The 5,871-nt window shown below is 41.5% G+C and carries 3 protein-coding genes; 2 read left to right on the top strand and 1 reads right to left on the bottom strand.

The annotated features are described in order from the left end of the window. Positions 1–129: 129 nt before the first annotated feature. Positions 130–3,357: a S41 family peptidase gene (locus QZ657_RS14905; protein WP_291967886.1), complete on the bottom strand. Its 3,228-nt coding sequence runs from the start codon at positions 3,355–3,357 to the stop codon at positions 130–132. Between the two features lie 154 nt (positions 3,358–3,511). Here QZ657_RS14905 and QZ657_RS14900 point away from each other — a divergent pair, with 154 nt between their 5' ends. Beyond that, the gene (locus tag QZ657_RS14900) at positions 3,512–4,105 is read left to right on the top strand and encodes a methyltransferase (RefSeq protein ID WP_366934179.1); all 594 of its coding nucleotides are present in this window, start codon (positions 3,512–3,514) and stop codon (positions 4,103–4,105) included. 471 nt (positions 4,106–4,576) lie between these two features. Further along, positions 4,577–5,871, top strand: a 1,295-nt coding sequence (locus QZ657_RS14895; RefSeq protein WP_412759691.1) for a VPS10 domain-containing protein, incomplete at its 3' end; no start/stop codon positions are given.

Here is a 5,871-nt window from a genome sequence, read left to right as displayed (position 1 = left end):
CCCTTGAAAAATAAAACCGCTCGCTAGCTTAAATTACATACAACTATTGTATATGAACACAATTGTACATATCCCCAAATATAAAAATATATGTACAATCGTAATTATCCCTTATTCCTAAATTCAGCCCTACTCCACCTCTTTCAGTAACACCTCAATTGACTTCTCCAGTTGCTGATCAATGCCGTTTGCAATAACACCGGGTTGGTTTTTAACAATGAACTCTGGATCGGTCTCGTTGTTTTCCATCCATTCGCCTGCTTTGTTTTTGGCACTTACGGGTACTACGCCCCAAACATCTCCATTGGGCAAACGTTCCCAACCAGCAAAGCTACAGGTACCCGGTACGGGCATTCCCACGGTCTTACCTATCTTTAAATCTACATAGCCACTTGCAAAGCAAGAACCGTCACTATACATAGATTCATTGAACATGGCCAAGGTTGGTTTTGTCCACCTAGAGGTTGGCTCGCCACCCACTACCCTATCTTCGGTTTCATATGATAAAAATGGTATACCGGTAAAGAACATGGCCAGGTCTGCTACTAAATCGCCACCACCATTAAAACGGGTATCTATAATGACCGCTTTTTTATCATTGAACTTACCCAGCATTTCTTCATAAATGGTACGGTAAGGTCCGTCTGCCATGCCCGGTATATGCACATAGCCCAAGGTTCCGTTGCTCTTTTTAAGTACTTCTTTTTCATTGGTTTTCACCCAACGGTCATACAACAGACTTCCTTCTTCCCTTAGCGAAATAGGCTTTACGGTCAGCTGTTTCTTTTTGTCTTTTTCATCCACAATATCAAGCAGGGTAAAATCTCCGGCAATGCGGTTTAAATAGCGCGCCACATCCGTGTCTGCACCAATGGTCTCACCGTTTATTTTCTGTATGATCATGCCGGGTGAAATGTCAAAGCCAGCCTTATCCAACGGACCGCCTTTTATGACTTCGGAAATTTTTATTCCGTCGTCTTTATAATCATAATCCATAAAAATACCCAACGATGCGGTTTCATCACCATTTTCAATAGCACCGTAGAAGCGTCCGCCGGCGTGACTCACGTTCAGCTCTCCCAACATTTCCGATACCATTTCCATAAACTCAAAGTCATTGCCAATATGCGGCAGGTATTTTTCATATTCGGAACGCATAGCTTGCCAATCAATTCCATGAAAGGTAGAGGTATAAAATATGCCATTGGTCTTTAGCCAAATGTGATCGAACATAAATTTACGTTCGGCATCGGCATCCAATACCATTTCGGCATTCAGTTTTACCGGTTCTTTTTTACCGCCCGCAACATCTACTTTAGAAATGCTACCATCTGATAATAAAAATAAGTTTTCCTTTTTGGCATCCCACTGTAAACTTGCCGATTTTGCACCTAGTGCCACCAACATTTTGGTGCTTTTGGTACGTATTTCGGTTTCCCAAAGATTGTAGTCTTTTTCAAATTTGGTCAGGTAGTACAGTTTTTCCCCATCTTTTGAGAGTACGGCATCAGACAATTTAGAGGAGTGTATGGTTAATCGCGCTTTTCTTCGGTCTACATCCTCCAAATCGAACTTTAAGGTGTTTACCTTTGGCTTATCTTCCTTTTTATCCTTCTTCTTTTTATCATCTTTATCCTCGCCTTCTTTTTCTTTTTTAGTCTCTTCTATCATTTTCAACAGATCATACTCTTCTTTGGTATTGTTGAATTTGTCCCAAGACTCTTGGGTCAGGAACATGGTATATACATCGGTCTCAAAAGAACCACTGGTAGCATAACTTTTTAGTCCGTTACGGTTAGTGAAATACATAATCTGACTACCATCGTTCACCCATTTTGGATAGTACTCATAGTAGCCACTTTGGGTCAGGTTTTTACGCTTTTTCCCATCCTTGGATATCAAAAGCACCTCCGTGTTGTTCAGTGAAATACTCCAATCTACCAATAGCCATTTGCTATCCGGACTCCACTGGTAATACTGGTCTCCGTCCCTCATATGTATGATTTCATCCGGAGTCAATAATGTGGTTACCTCTTTTGTTTTTAAATTCTTGACCTTTAAGGTCTTTCTATCTTCTATATATGCCACATAGGTACTATCCGGAGAAAACTCAGGTAAGTAAATATCATTTTTAGACGTCACCAAAGTATCTTCTTTGATCAGGGTAGCCGCAAAGAAATAAGGTTCTTCCGATCGCACCTTTGAAGATTTAAAAATGCTCCACTTGCCATTACGTTCACTGCTGTACGCTACAGATGTGCCATCTGGAGTAAACTTTACAAAGCGTTCCTGTTCCGGGGTGTTGGTGATACGCTTGGTCAACGAACCATCTACCGAGGTCACAAATACTTCTCCCCTGCTTATAAATGTAATTTCCTTGCCGTTAGGGGCTACATCCATTTCTTGAACACCACCATTGACCGATTTATACGTGATAGCATTACTTTCTTCTTGCGTTCTTACTATGATTTCTACCTTCTTAGCACCTTCACCGGCTTTTAGCGTATAAATTTCGCCATCATAACCAAATGCCAAGGTATTGTTCCCAATACTTAACGAGCGTACCGGGTGGGTCTTAAAACTGGTATGTGCAGCAACTTCAGGTGCTCCCGTCAACGACATGGAAAAGACATTAAAAGAGCCTTCTTGCTCACTTAAATAGTAAATGGCACTGCCATCTTTTGAAAATACCGGATTACGGTCTTCCCCCTTAAAATTGGTTAATTTAGTATGTTTTCCCGTTGCTGGTTCATACGACCAAATATCTCTGGTAATGGCAGATGTGTGATGCTTTCTAAAGGCATCTTCATAGCCTTTTTTATCATGGTACACCATTTTTGTACCATCGGCATTTACTTGTACATCTTCTGCCGGAACGGTCAACACCTGATCTACCCTGCCCCCATTTGCGGGAACACTGTACAGTTCTGGTTGTGATGCTGTTGGGTATTGGCGATGCTCGGCAGCGTCCAATCGCATGGCACCAAATAAAACAGCAGTGTCGTCGGCAGAAAAACTGAACGCCTTTTCATCGTTACTATGGTATGTCAACCTGGTTGACGGTCCGCCTTTGGCATCCATGATATACACATCAAAATTGCCGTATCTGTCCGAGGAGAAAGCAATTTTTTCTCCGTTCTTGCTCCAAACCGGAGCATAATCATTAGCAACGTGGTACGTTAGCTGTTTTGCCACGCCACCATCTACAGGCACTGTAAAGATGTTTCCTTTGTACGTAAACGCAATAGTTTCACCGTTGGGAGAAATGGCCGGGTAACGTGCCCATTGTGGATTTGTCTGCGCTGAACAAACGTACGTTAGGCAAATTGCCATTACCAATAAAAAAGAGTATTTCATGTATTTAAGTAGTTGGTATTTAGTAGATACGAAAGATAGGTATTTGATTTATCTACGGCAATGAAACTATGATCAATGGTATTCAATTCTACATAGCTGGTAGAAATTGGCTAATTCTGATTAAATTTACTGTACCGACAAATACTATATTATCTTGAAAGAAGAAGAGCATTATTGGACAGAAAGGTATATAAATAAAGATATGGGTTGGGACATTGGCTACCCTTCTACGCCCATTAAAGAATATGCCGATCAATTAACCGATACATCGATTCAGATTTTAATTCCGGGTGCCGGAAATGCTTACGAAGCCGAATACCTTTGGAAACAAGGATTCTCCAACGTCCATATTCTAGATATTTCTGAAATTCCGTTAAAAGAATTTAAAAAAAGAAATCCCGATTTCCCCGATGAAAACATGCACCAATCTGATTTTTTTGAGTTCAAAGGCCAATACGATCTAATTTTAGAGCAAACCTTTTTCTGCTCCTTTGTACCTACCGATGCCAATAGAAATGCCTATGCCAAACAAATGGCAAGCCTATTGAAACCTAATGGGAAATTAGTGGGACTCTGGTTCACTTTTCCCCTAACCGGTGATATGGAAAAACGACCTTTTGGCGGAAACAAAGATCTGTACACCAATTATTTATCGCCCTATTTTAAAACGATCACTTTCGATCCTTGCTATAACTCCATTAAACCAAGACAGGGGAACGAGTTGTTCGGGATTTTTCAAGTTCTTTGATTGGTTGTTGGTTGTTGGGTGTTGGTTGCTCGGTCACTTCGGCTACGCTCAGTGACCTTGGTTTAGGAGAAACGCATGGCTCAACTATTGGTGAAATCTGATACTGCCAACTGAACAAACTATCACTTCGGCTACGCTCAGTGACCTAATTATCATTGGTCAGTTCGAGTGAATTTCGAGGAACGAGAAATTTGTATCGAGAACCTTTATGTGTTCCAAAAATTCTCGATACCTGCCCGCCGGCAGGCAGGCAACTTTTCAGTTTCCGCTATGCTACAACTAAAAAGCCACTCGAACTGACCATTCAGCACCGTAAACTACACTGTAACCACTGACTGAGCACTGAACACTGGACTGCAAAACTGTTAAAGGATTACGGATTCTTCAAAACTACATACTGTTAACATCCTTTTAAGAATACTTCCTTTTCTTTTCCGCTATTTTTAGAAACATAACTAACAAACCACTCAAATGACAAGAAGATTACTCTCCCTGTTGATGCTTTTCGCATCTATTTTCGTTTCTGCACAAGATTTTAAAATGGACCTGGTTCAAGACCTAAAGCCCCGTAACATTGGTCCCGGTGGTATGAGCGGCCGTGTAACCGCCATTGATGTTGTCAATGACAATCCGGATATTATGTATGTAGGTACCGCTTCTGGCGGATTATGGAAATCTACATCCGGTGGCGTAAAATGGGAACCAATTTTTGATAAAGAAGTGACAGCATCTATTGGTGCTGTGGCCATTCAACAAAGTAATCCGTCCGTAATTTGGGCCGGTACTGGTGAAGGTAATCCTAGAAATAGCTTAAACGGTGGTTACGGAGTGTACAAATCCCTTGATGGTGGAAAGACCTGGAAATCAATGGGTCTTGAAAAAACCAGACATATTCATAGAATCAAAATAGACCCCATGAACCCTAACACGGTTTATGTAGGTGCTATTGGATCTCCTTGGGGAGAACACCCAGAACGCGGCGTTTTTAAGACTACCGATGGTGGCGAGACTTGGGAAAAGGTGTTGTTCGTAAATAACAAAACAGGGGTTGCAGATCTTATTATGGATCCTACCAACCCTAATAAACTGATCGCTGCTATGTGGGAACACAAACGAGAGCCATGGTTCTTTAATTCTGGTGGATCTGGTAGCGGACTTTACATGACCCACGATGGTGGTAAAAACTGGAAAAAATTAAGCGAGGAAGATGGCTTACCAGCTGGTGACCTGGGTAGAATTGGTGTAGCCATTGCTCCGGGAAAACCTGAAGTTATCTATGCCTTGGTTGAAGCCAAAAAGAATGCGTTGTACAAATCTGAAGATGGCGGCTTTAAATGGAAAAAAGTAAACGATAAGAGCGATATAGGTAACAGACCTTTCTATTACTCCGAAATTTATGTTGATCCTGAAAATGAAAATAGGGTATTTTCTGTATTCACTTACGTAAATGTATCGCAAGATGGCGGCAAAAACTTTACGCAATTGATGCCTGCATACCGTGCGGATAACGGGGTACACCCCGATCACCACGCCTTTTGGATTCACCCAGAAAACGGTCAGTTTATGATGGACGGTAATGATGGCGGACTCAATATCTCTAAAGATGGCGGAAAAACATGGCGATTTGTGGGGAACCTACCCGTTGCGCAATTTTATCACATTGCAACAGATAACGAATACCCATATAATGTATACGGTGGTATGCAAGATAACGGTTCTTGGAGAGGACCTGCCTATGTTTGGAAAGCACAGGGAATTCGTAATAG

The sequence above is a fragment of the Maribacter sp. genome, from assembly GCA_020629415.1.
Taxonomy (GTDB): domain Bacteria; phylum Bacteroidota; class Bacteroidia; order Flavobacteriales; family Flavobacteriaceae; genus Maribacter; species Maribacter huludaoensis.
The sequence above is the reverse complement of the archived record's forward strand: the minus strand, read 5'-3'. Positions and strand labels throughout refer to the sequence as shown.

Excerpts from the sequence above, each read along its gene's own strand:
- QZ657_RS14905 (WP_291967886.1), bottom strand. The coding sequence starts at position 3,357 with ATGAAATACTCTTTTTTATTGGTAATGGCAATTTGCCTAACGTACGTT.